A 19283-nucleotide genomic window follows, 5' to 3' on the forward strand; every position below is an offset into this window, starting at 1 on the left:
TTCAATATTGAATTATCAAACACGCTAACAATATGTAATTAAACAATTTTTGTATGATTTAATTATGAATCAAAAAATCGCGAATACAAAAACGTAATTCCCTAGCTGCTCCATGAAATTCTGGCGTATGCTCACACGAAAAGGAGCAGAGGCCGCAACAGACTGCGATCGGATATGGTATGATTTCATGATATTAAGCGCTAAATACGAAAAATGACAAAATTGATACTTGTAGCCGGGCGATGATCTGGAAATCCAAAACAAATCGTCATCAACCCGTATCAAAAACTCGAACCATAAATAAAACTAGAAAATCCGAGCTATTATGTATGACACATTTTAAACAAAAACGTTATTTTCGCAACACGCGCACGCCAGGCCTTGCCTTGTCATGCTCTGGCAGGTGCACCCCGTGCCGGGCCATCTTGCGCACTACCGTGGGCTGGCTGACCCCCAGATAGTCCGCCATCTGGCGCGTGGTACGACAGCGCGCCGCAGCCCGCAGCAGGATTTCCCGTTCCACCGCCGCCAGTTCCTCTTCCAGCCCGGTTTCTCCGCCGATGAATGCAGGGCGAGTGCCCAGGGATTCGGCCAGCGCCGCATCCAGATGGTCCCCTTCCGCGATGATCACCGCCTTCTTGAGCAGATTGGACAGTTCGCGCACGTTGCCGGGAAAGGGATGCGATTGCAGCAGGCTCATGGACACGGGCGTCAGCCGCTTGGTGACGCGGAACTCGCCATTCAGACGATCCAACTCGCGCTGGGCGAGGGCAAGCATGTCTTCCGGCCGTTCGCGCAGCGGGGGAATGCGCACCATATAGGTCGACAGCCGGTAGTACAGGTCCTGCCGAAAGCGCCGCCCGGCGGCGTCGCGTTCCAGGTCGCGGTTGGTGGCGGTGACGATGGCGCAGTCCACGGCGCGCGGCTCGCGTCCGCCAAGGGGATAGTATTCACGCGCATCCAGGCATTGCAGCAGCTTGGCCTGAACCTCCTGAGGCATGTCGCCCACTTCGTCCAGAAAGAAGGTGCCGCCGCGCGCCAGTTCCAGCAGCCCAGCCCGCGCCTCTTGCGCACCGCTGAACGCACCGCGCTCGTAGCCGAACAGTTCCGCCTCGAACAACGCGGGCGGCAGCGCGGCGCAGTTTACCTGGATGAACGGCCCCTCGGCGCGGGGGCCATGACGGTGCAGGAACTTGGCCAGCAATCCCTTGCCGGTGCCCGACTCACCCAGAATGAGCACCTCGGGCGCGTCAAGCCGGGCCAGCTTCAGGCAGGTGGCCAGCAATTGGCGCATCTGCTTGCTTTCGGCCACGATGTCCCGGTCGGCCAGTTCCAGCAGCTTGAGTTCGGTCAGTTCCTCCTCGGCCTTGCGGAAGGCGCGGCGGGTTTCTTCCATGGTGTCGCGCATGTTGCGCAGATCGGTCACGTCGCGCTCGTGCACCACCACCAGTTCGATTTCGCCGCTATCGCCGAACACGGGCACCCCGGTGACGAACAGGTGCCGCCCGGTGCGGCCCGCCTGCTGCACGAACCCCACCTGCCGCCGGTGCTGTAACACTTCCATGCTGGCCGAGCGGTCCACGATGCCCAATCCCACGATGGCCCGCACGTCCAGCCCCAGCACTTCTTCCGCGCGGATGCGGTTCAGCGCCAGCGAGGTCTTGTTCACGTCCAGCACGGTGCCGTCGCCCGCCGTGATCCAGATGCCGTCGCTGGCGGAATCGAAGGCCGCGCGCAGGCGGCGCAGTTCTTCGCGGCAGGCGGCCAGGGCCGGGGAATCCTGCGGGCCGGAAGGGGCGGCAAGGTCAGGCTTGTGGCCGGGGGCCACGCCTGCGGGTGTGCGGGACGATCTGGTCATGACGGCTCCGGGGATGGCTGCTCCGGGAATGGAATGACTGTCACGAAGGTGCTGCGAACTGCGGGCATCAGGGTGATTCCTTGCACGGACGCCCTTGAGGCGACCTCAGTCGGTAACGAGCGTGCATGCCGCCCGACTCCCGCTTCTAGCGCACCCGCCGCCGTGCGGGCAACGCCGGTTGATGTCGCACAACACCGCGCTGCGCATTCCGGACTCCGATCCACGCTCCGGATTACGAAAATTGTAAACAGCGATACCCCCTTTTATTCCAGCGGGATGTGGCCACGTTTCACCCCACCTCCCGCCAGTTTCCCGTCCTTTCCCCCAAAATTTTCATTTGAAGGCTTGGGGGCACGGGTCTAGGTTCGGGCCTTCGACCCCACGGCGCGCCATGGACACACAACGAACCACCCCATAGCCGCGCCACAGCTTGCGCCACAGTTTGCGCCAGACACCGCCGGAGGATCGCATGGCCGAAGTCATCGTCGCCGCCACCCAGATGGCCTGCACCGACAACGAATCCCGCAACATCGACCGGGTCTGCGAACTGGTGCGCGAGGCCGCCGCCATGGGCGCGCACATCGTGCTGCCGCAGGAGCTGTTTTCCGGCCCGTACTTCTGCAAGGACGAACTGCCGGAGCACTTCGCGCTGGCCCGCACGCTGGACGAAAGCCCGGCCGTGCGCCGCATGTCGGCCCTGGCCGCCGAACTGGGCGTGGTCATTCCCGTGAGCTTCTTCGAGCGTTCCAACCAGGCCTACTACAACTCGCTGGCCATGATCGACGCCGACGGCAGGGTGATGGGGCTGTACCGCAAGTCGCACATTCCGCAGGGGCCCGGCTACGAGGAGAAGTTCTACTTCAGCCAGGGCGACACCGGCTTTCGCGTGTGGCGCACCCGGTACGGCGCCGTGGGCGTGGGGGTGTGCTGGGACCAGTGGTTTCCGGAATGCGCGCGTTCCATGGCCCTGCTGGGCGCGGACGTGCTGCTCTACCCCACGGCCATCGGCTCCGAACCCGCCGACCCGGCCTGCGATTCGTCCGGCCACTGGACCCGCACCATGCAGGGCCACGCCGCCGCCAACATGATGCCGCTCGTGGCGTCCAACCGGGTAGGCGAGGAGTTCGGCAAGGGCTTTTCCATGACCTTCTACGGTTCGTCGTTCATCGCCGGGCCGCAGGGCGAGATCGTGCAGCAGGCGGACCGCACCGGGGAATGCGTGCTGACGGCGGCCTTCGACTTCGAGGCCATCCGCGTGCAGCGCGCCGGGTGGGGACTGTTCCGCGACCGCAGGCCCGACCTGTACCACCCCCTGCTGACCTTTGACGGGCTGGACGGCCTGCCCGGCGAAGGTGACGATGACAGTTGCGGGGACGGCTGCGGGTGCGGTGAGGGATGCGGCTGCGGAGGGGAGGCCTAGCCATGGCCGATGCACGCCCGTTCGGCAACGGCGCCGCGCACGCCGGTGCGCGCCTGCTGGTCAATGCCCGTTTCCGCGACCCGCTGGCCCCCGCCGCCCACCATGGCGCGGCCCTGCCGGACGCCATGGCCGTGGAGGCTGGCCGCATCGTGGCCGTGGGCCGCGCGGCGGAACTGGCCCCCTTCGCCGACCGGGGGTTCGTCCGCACCGACATGGGCGGGGCCACGGTGCTGCCCGGCTTCATCGACTGCCATTCGCACCTGCTGCTGACCGGCATCATGGACCTGGGCATGGACCTTTCCGTGGCCGAAACCCTGGGTGACGTGCTGGACATGGTGGCCGACGCGGCGCGCACCGAGCCTGCCGGAGGCTTCATACGCGGCTTCCGGCTGGAAGAACTGGACCTGGCCGAACGGCGCATGCCGACACGACAGGAATTGGACCACGCCGCGCCGGGCCGGGCCGTGCTGCTGATGCACGCCACCTGCCACCGCTGCGTCATGAATTCGCTGGCGCTGCAACAGCTGGCCGTGCCGCGCGGGCTGCCCGGCGCGGATACCGAGGGCGGGCGCGGCGCCGCGCCCTTCACCGGCGTGGTGCGCGACCCCGGCATTCTCACCTGGGTCTTTCCGGCCATGCTGCGCTCCATGGACCGCGCCCATCTGGACGCCGCCGCCCTGGTGGCCGCCCGGTCGGCCCTGCGGGTAGGCATCACCACCGTGCATTCCATGGAAGGGGGAGAGCTGACCCCCGGCGGATCGCCCGTACTGCTGGACAACGCGGCGCGCCTGCCGTTGCGCGTGGTGTGCTGGAACCAGAGCATGGACCTTGCCGAGGTGGAGCAACTGGCATTGCCGCGCGTGGGCGGGTGCATCTGCGCCGACGGAGAGCTCGACGCCCGCACCGCCGCGCTGTTCGAACCTTACAGCGACGAGCCAGACAACGACGGCACCCTGCTGTACACCCAGCAGGAAATGGACGACTTCGTGCTGTCCGCCCATGCGCGCGGGTTGCAGGTTGCGGTGCACTGCGAGTCGGAGCGGGCCATCGACCAGGTGCTGCGGGCCATCGAGCGCGCCCAGCGGCTGGAACCGCGCGACGACTGCCGCCATCGCATCGAACACTTCGAACTGCCCACGTGGGACCAGATCGACCGCATGGCCGCCGCCGGGGTGGTGGCCTCCATGCAGCCCGCCTTCGTGGAATCGTTCATCGCCGGGCACCGCCTGGACCACTGCACCCGGCTGTTCGGGCCGCACCGGGTGCGCCGCCTGCACCCCTACCGGGCCATACTGGATGCGGGCATCCGGGTGTGCGGCGGTTCCGACAGCCCGGTCACCAACTATGCCCCGCTGCGCGGCATGGCCGCCGCCGTGAACCACCCCTTTGCCGAGCAGTCGGCCACCCTGGCCGAGGCCCTGCGCATGTTCACCACCGAGGCGGCGTTTTCGGCCTTTGAAGAAGCGGACAAGGGCCGCCTGCTGCCCGGCATGCTGGCCGACCTGGTGGTGCTGGGGCGCGACCCGCTGGGCCCGCCTGACCCGCAGGATGCGCCTGATCCGCAGGATGCGCCTGATCCACAGGATGCGCCTGACCCGTCAGACGCGCGGAATGCCCCGGCGAACGCATCCTCCGTTGCGGACATCCCCGTGCTGGGCACCTGGGTGGACGGACAGCCGACGACCACGGAAGACTGACGCGGGCTGCCCACGACAGCGAAACGGAGCGACGGCCCATCACCGATGGGCGCATGCGCTGCCGGGCGTCAGCCATCGGGCACGAAGCCGCACACGGCCCGCACCACCGGTTCGAACAGATCCCCCTCGCGCCGGTTGTAGCGCAGTTCCTGTTCCTTGAGGTGCAGCGGGAACTGGGCCGGGGTCACGCCGCGCAGCCGGGCCAGTCGCTGCCGGGCAAAGCCCCAAAATCCAGCGGCCTCGGCGGCAAGTTTCTTGTCGTCGTGCCGCACCAGGCGGCTGGGCCACAACGAATCCCCACAGCAGACCAGCGTGCGATACTGCCGGTACGGCGCGGTGTACACCACGCGCCCCAGCGCCGCCGTGCGCAGGCCAAAATTGAACTTGAACGACAGCAGGGTATTGGGCGTCACCTCCGGCAGCACGTCGCACACAGCCATGCCGTTCAGGTCGATGATGCCGAACACCGGGGAATCCGGCGCATTTCCTTGCGGTCGGGCCACGCCGGGGCCGGGCCATATCCCGGCGCGGTACAGTGCCGGGGCGTCCAGCGCCTGCGCCAGCACCGCCCTGCGGGCAATGTCCTGCGCCTTCAGCACCGTGGCGTAGGTTATGCCAAGCTGCGCAGCCATGTCCGCCGGGGCAACGCCCAATTCGAACAGCTTCAGGAACCACAGCCACCGGCGGGCGTCGAACGCGCAGCCGTTCAGGAAACGACGGCTGAAATCGTGAAAGGTGTACCCGCACCGGGCGCACCGCCGCCTGTCGCCCCCGTCCACGGGGTATAACTTGCGCTCGCGGCATTTGGGACAAAACCGCTGATGGTTTTTCCAGCAGAATCCCAAAATGTAGCGCCGGGCTCTGGTTTCGGAAGAAACCAATTCATTGAAGGCAAGTAGGTCCATGTTCGGCGTGCCTGCCCCGTTTCTGCGTGTCCACGGCGTGAAATGGCCACGCCCATCGTATCGGCCTCTTCTATGCCCTGAATGTCACGCGCCTGTCACTATTCGTGGCAAAATACCATATGCAGTCAACGTAGCCCGCATGCGCTCCAGCCTGCCCGCCCAGCCTGCCCCCAGAAACCCGTTGTCCCGCAAGCCATCCCGCCCCCGGCGCGCAGCACGTCCGGCTCATGCATGTCCCCGCATGCCATATGGCGGACCCGTTGCGGCGCATTGCCAGACCGCCGCATTGAAGCCCCCGTGCCGTTTGCGGCCCCTGCCTTGCCACCTTAGGCTTGTGGTATAACAACACGCCCGGTCTCCCTCGGCCTCACGCCGCCTGACGGCAAGGCCCGGGCACTGCCGCCCGCCCGTGCGCGCCCTGCCAGGCCGGGCAAAGGAGGTTGGCCCATGTCCCGACATGCCACGGTCCGGTTGCACCTGTGGCTGGAAAACGGCGAATCCATGGTCTTCGGCCTTGGCCGGGTGCACCTGCTGGACATGATCGAACGGCACGGCTCGCTCCGCAAGGCGGCGCAGGCCCTGGGCATGTCGTACCGGGCCGCGTGGTGCAAGCTGCGCGCGACGGAACGCGCACTCGGCGTCCCACTGGTTGAAGCCGCAAGGCACAAGCGCGACGGATGTCGCCTGACCCCCCACGGCGAGGCCCTGCGCGCCTCGTTCCGCCAGTGGTTCGAAGAGGTGGAGCGCTACGCCCTGGAACGGGCCGACGGCCTGTTCCCCTGGCCGGTCACGCCCTTTGCCGGGCTTGGCGAAGGATTCGCGCCCTGTCTGGCCTGTACCCTGCCACCACCCAAACTTGCATCCTGAACCGTTCCCCGGTTCCTGGTACGGGAACCCCAAGCCACGACGCCAATGTCGGCGCTGCACGACCCGGATCATTCCGGGTCGTGTCATTTTTTGCATCAATAGGCTTTGACACGTGCCATTCCAAAAGACCATCCCTGCGGATATGTATTGCAAAAAATACATATAACTATTTGAAAATTTTGAATTTAAATATTGACGCCAGCACATTGTGCGGCATACCAATGGCTCCACCACCCCCACACGGGATTGCCCGGAACGCACGGGACGACATGCCGCACAGGTTGCGGACAACACGCTCCGCGCGCCGGCATACGGCTGTCGGCTTCACGCAATGTCTTGCTGGACGGCATGTCCCACGGGGGCACATCGCGCGCATTGATCGCACAGGTCGCATTGATCGCATCGGGCGCATCGGGCGCATCGGGCGCGCATCCACAACAAGGAGGCTGCCATGGGACTGTCACGCAGAGGATTCCTGAAACTGACCAGCGCCGGGGCCGCGGGGCTCGCACTGGGGCGGTTCGGGATCGACCTTGGGCCTATCTCGGCCCACGCCGCCGGGCTCAAGATCGAGGGGGCCAAGGAGTTCATCTCCATCTGTCCCTTCTGTTCCTGCGGGTGCAACACGCTGGTGCACGTCAAGGACGGCAAGATCGTCAACATCGAGGGTGACCCCGACTACCCGGTCAGCGGCGGCGGGCTGTGCGCCAAGGGCGCTGCCCTGCGTTCGCTGCACGTGAACGAGAACCGCCTGTCCAAGCCCCTGTACCGCGCCCCCGGCGGCGACAAGTGGGAAGAAAAGGACTGGGACTGGATGCTCGACCGCATCGCCCGCAAGGTGAAGGAACAGCGCGACAGGGACTTCCGGGCCAAGAACGACGCCGGGCAGGTGATCAACCGGGTTGATTCGCTCTTCCATCTCGGCACCTCGCAGGTTTCCAACGAGGAAGCCGCCGTGCTGCACCAGATGGTCCGCGGCCTCGGCATCGTCCACTTCGACCACCAGGCCCGCATCTGCCACAGCTCCACGGTGCCCGCACTGGCCGAATCGTTCGGGCGCGGCGCCATGACCAACCATTACAACGACATCCAGAACGCCGACGCCGTGCTGATCATGGGCAGCAACGCCGCCGAGCACCACCCCATGACCTTCAAGTGGGTGATCAAGGCCAAGGAAAAGGGCGCCGTGGTCATGCACGTGGACCCCAAGTTCTCGCGCACCTCGGCCCGCAGCGATTTTCACGTGCCGATCCGTTCGGGCACGGACATCGCCTTCCTGGGCGGCATGGTGAAGTACATCCTCGACAACAAGAAGTACTTCGAGGAATACGTCATGGAGTACACCAACGCCGCGTTCATCGTGGGCGAAAAGTTCTCCTTCAATGACGGCGTGTTCTCCGGCTACGACGCCAACACGCGCAAGTACGACAAGGGCGCCTGGGCCTTCGAAAAGGACGAGGCGGGCCTGCCCAGGCGCGACCCCAGCCTGGCCAACCCCCGTTGCGTGCTGAACCTGTTGAAGAAGCACTACGATCGCTACACCATGGAGCGCGTCTCTTCGGTGACCGGCGTTTCGCAGGCGGACATCAAGCGGGTGTACGAGGCCTTCACCGCCACCGGCCGCCCGGACAAGGCGGGCACGGTCATCTACGCGCTGGGCTGGACGCAACACACCGTGGGCGTGCAGAACATCCGCCTGTCGGCCATGGTGCAGCTGCTGCTGGGCAACATCGGCATCGCCGGGGGCGGCATCAACGCCCTGCGCGGCGAACCCAACGTGCAGGGCACCACGGACCACGCCCTGCTCTACGGGTACCTGCCGGGCTACCATTCCATGTTCACGGCCAACTACACCACGCTCGCCGACTACCTGAAGGCGTACACCCCCGTCAGCAAGGACCCCAAGAGCGTCAACTGGTGGAGCAACCGGCCCAAGTACATGGTCAGCCTGCTGAAGGCCTGGTACGGCGACAACGCCACGCCTGAAAACGAGTTCGGCTACCAGCTGCTGCCCAAGATGGACCCGGGCATGGACTGCTCGCACCTGTTCATCTTCGACCGCATGTACAAGGGCGCCATCAAGGGCGGGTTCATCTTCGGGCACAACCCTGCCCAGAGCATCCCGAACATCCACAAGGTGCGCAAGGCGCTGGACAACCTGGACTGGCTGGTCATGGCAGAGGTGTTCCACAACGAGACCACCGAAAACTGGCATCGGCCCGGCATAGACCCCAAGAAGGTCAAGACCGAGATGTTCCTGCTGCCCTCGGCCTACCGGGCCGAGAAGGAAGGCACCATCTCCAACAGCGGCCGCTGGCACATGTGGCACTACAAGGCCGTGGAACCCCACGGACAAAGCCGCAACATGGGCGAGATGTGCACGGCCATCATGAGCCGGGTGCGCGCCCTGTACGCCAAGGAAGGCGGCGCGCTGCCCGAGGCCCTGCTGCAGATGGACTACCCGGAAACCTTCGACGCCGACGCCGTGGCCCGCAAGTGCAACGGCTGGTTCACCCGCGACGTGAAGATCGGCGACAAGGAATACAAGAAGGGGCAGCAGGTGCCCGGCTTCGCCAACCTGCGCGACGACGGCTCCACCGTCAGCCTGAACTGGCTGTACTGCGGCGGCTACACCGACTCGGGCAACCTGGCCAAGCGGCGCGACCTGACCCAGACGCCCATGCAGGCCAGGATCGGCATGTTCCCCGGTTTCGCGTGGGCCTGGCCCATGAACCGGCGGGTGCTGTACAACCGCGCCTCGGTGAACCCGCAGGGCAAGCCGTACAACCCCGATCGCGTGGTCATAGAATGGCAGGACGGCAAGTGGGTGGGCGATGTGCCCGACGGCGGTGCGCCGCCCATGGCCATGGAAAAGGGCACCTACCCCTTCATCATGACCACCGAGGGCCGTTCGCAGATCTACGGCCCCGGCCGCGAGGATGGTCCCTTCCCCGAACACTACGAGCCTGCCGAAACGCCGCTGAAGACCAACCCCTTCTCCAGGCAGATGAACAACCCCTGCATGAAGATGACCATCAGCGACATCGACAAGCTGGCCGCCCACGGCGACCCCAAATACCCCATCGTGCTGACCACCTACAGCCTGACCGAGCACTGGTGCTCCGGCTCCGAGACGCGCAACGCGCCGCCCCTGCTGGAGGCGGAACCGCAGCAGTACATCGAGATGAGCCACGAACTGGCCAAGGAAAAGGGCATCAAGAACGGCGACGTGGTCGAGGTGGAAAGCATCCGCGGCGTGGTGCAGGCGGTGGCCATGGTCACCATCCGCATCCGGCCCTTCAAGGTGGAAGGCAAGACGCTGCACCTCGTGGGCATGCCCTTCTGCTTCGGCTGGACCAAGCCCAAGTGCGGGGACTCGGTGAACCGCCTCACCCCTTCGGTGGGCGACCCCAACACCACCATCCCCGAATACAAGGCCAGCCTCGTCAACCTGCGCAAGGCCGCCAAGGTGACCGAACTGTAGCCGTCCCCGCCGGGGTGCGGAGCGCACGACGCCCCGTACCCTGGCCGGACGCCATGGCGCGAAGCCAAGGAGAACCGAAATGCCCAAGGCGTTTCTGATAGATACCACGCGGTGCACGGCCTGCCGGGGTTGCCAGGTGGCCTGCAAGGAATGGAAGAACCTGCCCCCGGTGCCCACCAAGCAGACCGGCACCCACCAGAACCCGCCGGACCTGAACCCGTACAACTTCAAGCTGGTACGCTTCAGCGAGCACATGGTGAACGGCGCCGTGCAATGGTACTTCTTCCCGGACCAGTGCAGGCATTGCGTGGATGCGCCGTGCATGCTGGTGGCCTCTAACCCAGAAGCCATCATCCAGGACGCGGATACCGGCGCTGTCATCTACACCGAGCTGACGGCCAAGGAAAACATCGACGACATCCGGGGGGCCTGCCCGTACGACATCCCCCGCAAGGACCCGGCCACCGGGCGCATCGTCAAGTGCGACATGTGCATCGACCGCGTGCGCGCCAACATGCTGCCCATGTGCGTGAAAAGCTGCGCCATGGGGGCCATGAACTTCGGCGACCGCGCGGCCATGCTGCAACTGGCCGAAGAACGGCTGGCCGCGGTGAAGAAGACCTTCCCGGCGGCGCAACTGCTGAACGTGAAGGACGTTTCCGTGATCTTCCTGGTGGCCGATGACCCCAAGAAGTACCACACCCACGCCGTGGCCGATGCGGCCCCCCGCCAGATGACCCGCAAGCAGTTCGTGGCCCGTCTGGCCGCCCCGCTGCGGGGGCTGGCCGACACCACCAACAGCTGATCATGACATCCCCCGTGCGGCGCCCACTGCGGGCTGCCGCACGGGGTCATTCGCACCGCATCCGCAAGGGAGCCACGCATGCATGCCGCCACGCCCGACACACCCGTAGCACCGATAACCGCCACGCCCGTGCCCGATGGGGAAACGCCTGACGCGACCCACGGCCCCCTGCCGGATGCCCCCACCCGCCTGCTTCAGGACGCCGCACGCCTTGTGCACGAGGTGCCCCCCCTGCGCCCGCTGCTGGATGCCTTCGTCCCCCTGCTGGAAGCCCGCGCCACGTTGCGCGATGCCGCCCCCGGCTGGATCGGCCCCCTGCCTGCCCCGGCGCAGGACGCATCCGTAAAGGGCATCCCCCTGCTGTCGGGCATCGGCTTTCAGGACGTGACGGAGCACCTGCCCGCCGCCCTCGAACAACTGTTGCCGGTAATGGAAGAGGCGTTCCCCGCCCTTGCGCCGGAGCTGGCAGCCCTGCGGCAAGCTCTGGCCAGCGGCGATATCGACGCCTCGGCGCTGTCCGCCGTGGCTGGCGGGCGCACCATCACCCTGCCCTCCGGCATCTCCGCCGAGGTGCTGTCCTTCGTGGCGAGTGAAGCAGTGCGACCGTTCATCGAACGTCAGGCCCGTGACCTGGTGCCCGTCCTGCGAGCCATGCCCTGGGCACGACCGGTGTGCCCGACATGCGGCGGGGCACCCGGCTTTTCGCGCCTGCAACGCGAACGGGACGACAACGAATTCATCACCGGTCACGGTGGCGTGCGGTTTCTGCATTGCGCCACCTGCGCCACCGAATGGCGGTACAAGCGGGTTTCCTGCCCCGGTTGCGGCAACGAGGAGCCGGAGCAACTGGGCCTGCTGGCGACGCGGGAACGACCCTTCGAACGGGCCGACACCTGCGATGCCTGCAAGCGCTACATCCTGTGCCAGGATGCCACGGAATTCATCAACCTGCCCGATGCGACCATTTCGGTGCTGGCCATGCTGCCACTGGAACTGCAAGCCCGGCAGGCCGGATACCTGCCGCTGGTGCCCCAGCCGTGGAGTGCCGGGTAAACGCCCCACGGCGCACGGCGCGTCTTCACATCCATAGCGGGCAGTCCCGCGCCCGCCCTCTTGCCCGCCCTCCCTCTCGCGCAGCCCCCGCCACCAGCGGGGGCTGCGGTTTTGAAGCAGTAACGCTGGTCACACCATCACTGCCAACGTCACCAATACGCCACCCCGCCGTCACCATAACGAGCCGCATGGCTGTTTAACCATACAATTTCAGGATGTTGACGCAAAACCGTAAATGTGTGCAACATATCCTGCCCATAATCGTGCCGCTTTTCCGGCTGTTCACGCGGTTGCATGTAACGCCCGGCATATTTGCCGCAATCGCCAGATCGGCCCACGCCATACGTACCCAACCCCAAGCGACAGGGGGTCGCATTGTCCGCCATTCAACTTCTGAACGTCAGCAGGCACTGGGGCGACGTCCGCGCCGTGGACGACGTCTCCTTCGAGGTGGAACAGGGCGCCATGCTGGTGCTGCTGGGGCCTTCGGGCTGCGGCAAGTCCACAACCCTGCGGCTCATCGCGGGTCTGGAATCCGTCACCTCTGGCCGGATCATGATCGGCGAGCGCGACGTCACCAACCTGCCCCCGGCCCAGCGCCAGCTGGCCATGGTCTTCCAGTCGTACGCGCTGTTCCCGCACCTGACGGTGCGCGAGAACATCCTGTTCGGGCTTACCGTACGCAAGGTGCCCGAGCCCGAGCGCGAAAAACGCCTGACCCGCGCCGTGGACATCCTGGGGCTGGGCGCCCTGCTGCAACGCAAGCCGGGCGAACTTTCCGGCGGGCAGCAGCAGCGCGTGGCCCTGGGCCGCGCCCTGGTGGCCGAGGCCGCCGTGTGCCTGATGGACGAGCCGCTCTCCAACCTTGACGCCAAGCTGCGCCACGAAATGCGGCGTGAAATCCGCGCCTTGCAGCAGACCCTGGGCATGACCATGGTCTACGTCACCCACGACCAGACCGAGGCCATGAGCATGGCCGACCGGATCATCCTGATGCAGGGCGGGCGCATCGTGCAGAACGCCACGCCGTCCGAGCTGTATTCCCTCCCGGCAACCACCTTTGCGGGCAACTTCATCGGCACGCCGCCCATGAACCTGGTGCGGCTGGACGATGCGCGCGGCAGCGTGTGCGTGGCGGGCAGCCGGTCCGGCACGGTGAGCGTGGTGGACAGTGCGGACTATGTGCTGGGCATCCGGCCGGAACATGTGCGCATCGTGCCGGATGGCTGGCGCGCCGTGGTGGAAAGCGTGGAATATCTGGGGTCCAGTTCCGTGCTGGGGTGCCGCGTGGGGGGCGAGGAACTTTCCGTGGTGGTGGACGGCGTGTCGGACATTGCCGTGGGGGCCGAAATCTACCTGCACTGCCCGGACGAGCACATCCACGTCTTTGACGCACAAACCGGCGAACGGCGCGGCACCTGCCGCTGACACAGACCCGCGACACAACAGACACATTCGCACCGTATTGGTGATTCCGGCGGTTTACGACCCACATCCCAACGCAACATCGCAGGAGGCATCACAATGACCGGTTTCAGGAAAGCGTGCACCCTGGCGGCGGCGGCACTGCTGTCGCTGACCCTGCTGGCGGGCACCGCACTGGCGGAAAAGGTGAATCTTACCTTCTACTTCCCCGTATCCGTCGGCGGTCCCATCACCAAGATCGTGGAGGGCATGACCGAGCAGTTCATGAAGGAACACCCGGACATCCAGGTCACCCCGGTGTACGCGGGCATCTACCGCGAAACCCTCACCAAGGCCCTTACCGCCCTGCGCGGGGGCGAGCCGCCGCATGTGGCCGTGCTGCTGTCCACCGACATGTACACCCTCATCGACGAGGACGCGGTGGTCGCTTACGACGACATCCTGAAGCCGGAGGAAATGGGCTTCACCAAGGCGTTCTTCCCCGGTTTCATGCGCAACAGCCAGACCGGCGGCAAGACCTGGGGCATTCCCTTCCAGCGTTCCACCATCGTGATGTACTGGAACAAGGAGGCCTTCAAGGCCGCCGGGCTGGACCCCGAAAAGGGCCCCGCCACCTGGAAGGAACTGGTGGAAATGGGCAAGAAGCTGACCGTGCGTGACGCCTCTGGCAAGGTCACCCAGTGGGGCGTGGCCATTCCCTCCACCGGGTACGCCTACTGGATGTTCCAGGCGCTGGCCATCCAGAACGGCGTTGAACTGATGAACGCGGAAGGCACCAAGACCTACTTCGATGCGCCCAAGGCCGTAGAGGCGCTGCAATTCCTGGTGGACCTGGCCTACAAGCACGAAGTGTCGCCCAAGGGCACCATCGACTGGGCCACCACCCCGCGCGATTTCTTCGAGCGCAAGTCCGCCATCATGTGGACCACCACCGGCAACCTGACCAACGTGCGCACCAACGCGCCCTTCCCCTTCGGCGTGGGCATGCTGCCCGCCAGCGCCCGCCCCGGCTCGCCCACGGGCGGCGGCAACTTCTACATCTTCAAGAAGGCCACCCCCGCCGAGCGCAAGGCCGCCGTCACTTTCGTGCAGTGGATGACCAGCGCGGAACGTGCCGCCCAGTGGGGCATCGACACCGGCTACGTGGCCGTGCGCCCCGACGCGTGGGAAACCCCGGCCATGAAGGACTACGTGGCCAAGTTCCCCGTGGCTGCCGTGGCCCGCGACCAGTTGGCCCACGCCGTGCCCGAACTGTCCACCCACGACAACCAGCGCGTGACCAAGGCGCTGGACGACGCCATCCAGGCCGCCGTGACCGGCTCCAAGAAGCCCGCCGACGCCCTGAAGGACGCCCAGAAGGAAGCGGAACGCATCCTGCGCCGTTACGGCAAGTAGGACTGCGCATTCGCTCGTGGCCGACGGGCCGGGCGATTGAATGCATTGATGACTGGATGAATGCCCCGGCCGGGGCGGGACAATGCGCTCCACCCCGGCCGGGGATATCCGCATCGCACGGGCGGCACGCGGCATCTGCCGTTGGCTGCCATTCCGGAGGTCCACACGTGCCCCCAGCCTTCCGCAGCCCCGCCACCACGCGCACCATCCACGCCTGGCTCCTGCTGCTGCCCGCCCTGGCGTTCATCGCCGCGTTCACCCACTATCCGGCGGTGAACACCTTCATCCACAGCTTCTTTCTGGATGGACGGGGCGGCGCGCCCGCGCAGTTCGTGGGGCTGGAACACTACCAGTACCTGCTGGAGGACGAGGTGTTCCGCAAGGCGCTGGTGAACAACCTGCTGTTCGCCAGCGGCACCATTCCGCTGTCCATCGGGCTGGCCATGGCCATGGCCTTTCTGGTCAACGCGGGGCTGGCCGGGCAGTCGGTGCTGCGGCTGTGCTACTTCGTGCCCACGGTGCTGCCCATGATCGCGGTGGCCAACATCTGGCTGTTCTTCTACACGCCGGAATACGGCCTGCTGGAACAGATTCGCGGGGCGCTGGGCCTCGCCGGGATGAACTGGCTGGGCAGCGAATCCACGGCGCTGCCGTGCGTCATCGCCGTGGCGGTGTGGAAGGATGCGGGCTTCTTCATGATCTTCTACCTTGCGGCGTTGCAGCAGATACCGCCTTCACTGGCCGAGGCGGCCATGCTGGAGGGGGCGTCGCGCCTGTACTACTACCGCAGGGTAGTCATACCGCTGCTGATGCCCACCACCCTGTTCGTGCTGGTGAACGCCACCATCAACGCCTTCCGCATGGTGGACCACCTGTTCGTGCTCACCCAGGGCGGCCCCAACAACGCCAGTTCGCTGCTGCTCTACTACATCTACGAAGTCAGCTTCAAATACTGGGATACCGGCTACGGCGCGGCGCTGACCATGGTGCTGCTGGGCTTTCTGGCGCTGGCCTCCATCGGCCAGTTCGGCTTTCTCGACCGCAAGGTGCACTACAGATGAGCCAGACCAACATCTACGACAGCCGGGGCCTGGCCCGCGTGCTGGACACCGCCGCCGCGTGGACACTGGCCGTGCTGTGGGCGCTGCCGCTGCTGTACGCCGTATGGACGGCCTTTCACCCCTCGGAATTTTCCACCCGCTTCACCCTGGCCGCGCCGCTGACGCTGGACAACTTCCGCGCGGCGTGGGACGCGGCGCCCTTTGCCCGCTACCTGGTCAACACCGTGCTGCTGGTCACCCTGGTGCTGTCCGGGCAACTGGTGCTGTGCACGCTGGCGGCCTATGCCTTCGCCAAGTACGACTTCCCCGGCAAGGGCATATTGTTCGCGCTGGTACTGATGCAACTGATGATCATGCCCGATGTGCTGGTGGTGGAGAACTACCGCACCATGGCGACCATCGGCGTGCTGGATTCCACGCTGGCCATCGGCCTGCCGTACATGGCGTCGGCCTTCGGCATCTTTCTGCTGCGCCAGACCTTCAAGAGCATACCGAAGGAACTGGACGAGGCCGCCGCCGTGGAAGGCGCCAGCACCCTGCAGATTCTCTGGAAGGTCTACGTGCCGCTGGGCAAACCGGTGTACCTGGCCTATGCGCTGGTGTCGGTCAGCTACCACTGGAACAACTTCCTGTGGCCGCTCATCGTCACCAACACCACCAATTCGCGCCCGCTCACCGTGGGCTTGCAGGTGTTCTCGTCCACCGAGCAGGGGGTGGACTGGTCGATCATCACGGCGGCCACGCTGATGACATCCGGCCCGCTGCTGATCGGATTCCTGCTGTTCCAGCGGCAGTTCGTGCAGTCGTTCATGCGGGCGGGGATCAAGTAGGGAGCGGGACCGGGCGGGAGAGAAGCCGCCAGCAAATGCAGACACGATGGCGTGGAGAGCATCCGACCGGGAACCGCCATCAGGACACAGCCATGCCGCAACTCGACATCATTCCCCCGCACGAACTGTCCATACTTGCCCGCTTTCAGGGAGAACCCGCACTGGCCGCCATCCGCCGCGAATTCGTGCCAGCCGTGACCAACCCGGTGTGGCGCGGGCTGGTGGAAGAATTCATGGAACTGGACGAACCGCTGACGCCCTATGCCCACCCCCGATTCGCGGCGTGGAGCTTTGCGGCATCGCCCGGATCGGGCGCGCACCACGGGCACATCGGCGGGCTGGCCCTGCATGTGCTGCAAGACCTGCGCAACGCCCGCGCCCTGGGCGACGCGCACGAGACGCGGGGCCTGCCCCTGGACCGGGACCTGCTATATGCCGCCATCCTGCTGCACGACTGCCTGAAGCGCTTCGTGTACGCCTTTGATGCGGACTATGCCCTGCACAAGTCCGAGGACCCGTTCATCGCCCGCAACGAAGACCACCACTCATGGGTGCTGCGCGAACTGACCGCACGCGGGGCGGACGAAGAAATCATCCTGGCCACTGCCGCCATGCACGGACTGGACGACGTGAGCCTGGCCGAAGGGGTGAAGCCGCTAGCTGTGGTCAACCACTATCTGGATATCGGTCTGACCGGCCTGACCATGCGGCCCGAGGACGTACGGGCAGAGCACACCATCGGCTTTCTGGCCGATTCCGACTGGCCCTGGAGCGGTCGCGCCCAGCAACGCACCCGCGAACTGGCCGAGGCCATGGCCCCCCACTGCGGCGTGCCCGCCGGGTACATGCACCTGTACCTTGGCTCGCGGTTCAGTTTCGAACACGTCGACGGGCTGTTGCAGGACATGGGACGGGAACTGGCCATGGCGCGGTTGCTGGAAAGGATTGAGAAGGAAACGTAGGAATCGGCCCCTTGTTTGGAAGCCCGTCCGGAAAGACAAAACCCCACAGGCGTAAACCTGTGGGGTTCGATATTCTGGTTGCGGGGGCCGGATTTGAACCGACGACCTTCGGGTTATGAGTTTATTAGTCCACGATATTCCTCACCTTTCCCGATCCACCCCAAGCAATCACATTTAAACTATAAAAACAGAATATTGAAGAGAAATATTTAGCTCGAAAGCCCCCTAAACCTTCCCGCGATTTCGCGTTGTCACCCCGCATGAGGTGGGGCTATAGTGGGGCTGGCAACCTCTTCGTGAAACATGCCCATCCCCGCGAGATACCCATGACCACGACGACCTCCACCAGCTACCGCGGCGTTCGTTACCGCGAAAGCCAGACCCGCAAGCACGGCTCGAAGCCTGATCGCTATTTCTTCATCCGGTACAAATCCGATGGTAAACCGAAGGAAGAAGGTGCCGGATGGGCATCCGAAGGCATGACCATCCAGAAGGCATCTCAACTGCGTGCCAGGATCACGGAGAATATCAGGCTGGGGCGACGCCCGCAGTCTCTCGCCGAAATGCGCGAGATGATGCGCGAGGCCCGCGAACAGGCCGCTGTTGAAGAGCGCCGTGCAGCCCATGCGGCCACAACTTTGGACGAATTCTGGGAGAGGCACTACCTGCCCTCTTCTACCCTGCACAAGACGCCACAGACAATGAGGACGGAATCTGGTTACTACGCCAAATGGATCAAGCCGGTACTCGGCAACTCCCCACTCAGCGCCCTTACCCCACCACTCATTGAACAGGTTGCCAGCAGCGCCATGACCGCCGGGCGGAGTGCGGCCACCATCCGCCATCTGCTGGCCATTATCTCCCAAGTCTGGGGCATGGCCCGGAATCATGAAATCGTGAGCGGAGAGTGCCCCTGCACGCGGATCAAGAAACCTCGCAAGGACAACAGGCGGATGCGCTTCCTGACGGAATCCGAAGCAAGCACCCTACTCGCGGAACTCAAAAAAAGATCACAGGACACCCACGACAGCGCCCTACTCTCCCTATTTTGCGGCCTCAGAGCAGGCGAAATCCATGCGCTCACCTGGACGGACCTCAACTTCACTGCAGGGACCATCTACATCCGCGACCCCAAGAACAAACACAGCAGGCATGCGTACATGACCGACGAGGTCCGGGCGATGCTCACGGAGCGCTCCCAAGTCCCGAACGGCACAGAGTACGTCTTCCCGGCCCAGAACGGCGCCAAACGCAACTGGGTATCCGACACCTTCGAGCGCGTCGTCGAGCAACTCGGCCTCAACGAAGGAATCAGCGACACCAGGCAACGCGTGGTCTTCCATACCCTGCGCCACACGTTCGCCAGTTGGCTCGTGCAAAGCGGCACACCGCTGTATACCGTCGCCGAGCTCATGGGGCATACCACGCTTGAGATGACCAAGCGTTACTCGCACCTCAGCCCCGACACTGTCAGGGCCGCAGCGATGAGCCTGCAGGGCAGACTCAGCCAATAGCCCCCCT

The 19283-nt window shown here is 65.0% G+C and carries 14 protein-coding genes; 12 read left to right on the forward strand and 2 right to left on the reverse strand.

The genetic code is table 11. The features are described from left to right. Window positions 1-352: 352 nt before the first annotated feature. Window positions 353-1858 (reverse strand): sigma-54 interaction domain-containing protein, encoded by a 1506-nt coding sequence (locus DESTE_RS03580; protein WP_245590716.1) that lies wholly within the window; start codon window positions 1856-1858, stop codon window positions 353-355. A gap of 469 nt (window positions 1859-2327) precedes the next feature. On the opposite strand from DESTE_RS03580, the gene aguB reads away from it, so the two are divergent. Together aguB and DESTE_RS03590 are read left to right on the forward strand one after the other, a co-directional pair. After that, on the forward strand, window positions 2328-3278 hold the full coding sequence (gene aguB, locus DESTE_RS03585; RefSeq protein WP_035065125.1) for an N-carbamoylputrescine amidase: 951 nt from the start codon (window positions 2328-2330) through the stop codon (window positions 3276-3278). A 2-nt stretch (window positions 3279-3280) separates the two neighbouring features. Continuing rightward, entirely contained in the window at window positions 3281-4975 is a 1695-nt protein-coding gene (locus DESTE_RS03590; protein WP_035065127.1) for an amidohydrolase, read from the forward strand. A 68-nt stretch (window positions 4976-5043) separates the two neighbouring features. Here the strand turns inward: DESTE_RS03590 and DESTE_RS03595 are convergent, their stop codons facing one another. Then, entirely contained in the window at window positions 5044-5880 is an 837-nt protein-coding gene (locus DESTE_RS03595; RefSeq protein ID WP_035065130.1) for a transposase, read from the reverse strand. Between the two features lie 447 nt (window positions 5881-6327). Here DESTE_RS03595 and DESTE_RS03600 point away from each other — a divergent pair, with 447 nt between their 5' ends. From DESTE_RS03600 to DESTE_RS03645, 10 genes are all read left to right on the forward strand, one after another. After that, a complete protein-coding gene (locus tag DESTE_RS03600; protein ID WP_051384286.1) occupies window positions 6328-6747 on the forward strand; it encodes a winged helix-turn-helix domain-containing protein in 420 nt (139 codons plus the stop codon). A 451-nt stretch (window positions 6748-7198) separates the two neighbouring features. After that, on the forward strand, window positions 7199-10231 hold the full coding sequence (gene fdnG, locus DESTE_RS03605; protein ID WP_035065132.1) for a formate dehydrogenase-N subunit alpha: 3033 nt from the start codon (window positions 7199-7201) through the stop codon (window positions 10229-10231). A gap of 79 nt (window positions 10232-10310) precedes the next feature. Then, a complete protein-coding gene (locus DESTE_RS03610; RefSeq protein WP_035065134.1) occupies window positions 10311-11036 on the forward strand; it encodes a 4Fe-4S dicluster domain-containing protein in 726 nt (241 codons plus the stop codon). A gap of 78 nt (window positions 11037-11114) precedes the next feature. After that, on the forward strand, window positions 11115-12089 hold the full coding sequence (locus DESTE_RS03615; RefSeq protein WP_035065137.1) for a formate dehydrogenase accessory protein FdhE: 975 nt from the start codon (window positions 11115-11117) through the stop codon (window positions 12087-12089). A 375-nt stretch (window positions 12090-12464) separates the two neighbouring features. After that, window positions 12465-13517, forward strand: a complete 1053-nt coding sequence (locus DESTE_RS03620) for an ABC transporter ATP-binding protein (RefSeq protein WP_035065139.1) — start codon at window positions 12465-12467, stop codon at window positions 13515-13517. Between the two features lie 96 nt (window positions 13518-13613). Continuing rightward, on the forward strand, window positions 13614-14909 hold the full coding sequence (locus tag DESTE_RS03625; RefSeq protein ID WP_035065141.1) for an ABC transporter substrate-binding protein: 1296 nt from the start codon (window positions 13614-13616) through the stop codon (window positions 14907-14909). A 167-nt stretch (window positions 14910-15076) separates the two neighbouring features. Then, window positions 15077-15970 carry a carbohydrate ABC transporter permease gene (locus DESTE_RS03630; RefSeq protein ID WP_051384287.1) on the forward strand — a complete coding sequence of 298 codons (894 nt, stop codon included), beginning with the start codon at window positions 15077-15079 and terminating at the stop codon, window positions 15968-15970. Next, window positions 15967-16800, forward strand: coding sequence for a carbohydrate ABC transporter permease (locus DESTE_RS03635; protein WP_035065144.1), 834 nt, complete (start codon window positions 15967-15969; stop codon window positions 16798-16800). Before DESTE_RS03630 ends, DESTE_RS03635 begins: the two co-directional genes overlap by 4 nt. A 92-nt stretch (window positions 16801-16892) precedes the next feature. Next, window positions 16893-17762: an HD domain-containing protein gene (locus tag DESTE_RS03640; RefSeq protein WP_035065147.1), complete on the forward strand. Its 870-nt coding sequence runs from the start codon at window positions 16893-16895 to the stop codon at window positions 17760-17762. Between the two features lie 326 nt (window positions 17763-18088). After that, entirely contained in the window at window positions 18089-19276 is a 1188-nt protein-coding gene (locus tag DESTE_RS03645) for a tyrosine-type recombinase/integrase (RefSeq protein WP_035069584.1), read from the forward strand. Window positions 19277-19283 lie beyond the last annotated feature (7 nt).

Origin of the sequence: Nitratidesulfovibrio termitidis HI1, assembly GCF_000504305.1 — a bacterium.
Taxonomy (GTDB): domain Bacteria; phylum Desulfobacterota; class Desulfovibrionia; order Desulfovibrionales; family Desulfovibrionaceae; genus Cupidesulfovibrio; species Cupidesulfovibrio termitidis.